The organism is Chromohalobacter sp. HP20-39 (genome assembly GCF_033052815.1).
GTDB lineage: Bacteria > Pseudomonadota > Gammaproteobacteria > Pseudomonadales > Halomonadaceae > Chromohalobacter.
On sequence record NZ_JAWHTP010001130.1, the window covers coordinates 1 to 239 of the forward strand.

Consider the following 239-nt stretch of genomic DNA (forward strand, 5'->3'; position numbering starts at 1 on the left):
GCCTGCTCGACACGCCGGCCCGGGTGACCAAGGCCTACGAGCAGCTGTTCGGCGGCTATGGGGTCGATGCCGAGAAGCTCCTCGAACGCGTCTTCGAGGAGGTCGAGGGCTACTCGGACATCGTGCTGGTGCGCGACATCCCGTTCCACTCCCATTGCGAGCACCACATGGTGCCGTTCATGGGCCTCGCCCACATCGCCTACTACCCGACCCGTGGCGTGGTCGGCCTGTCGAAGCTC

Annotated in this window: 1 protein-coding gene; it reads left to right on the forward strand. The window is 66.1% G+C overall.

Annotated features, from left to right (window positions below):
* On the forward strand, window positions 1–239 hold a 239-nt coding region (locus RVY79_RS21425), incomplete at both ends, for a GTP cyclohydrolase I (protein WP_317466644.1).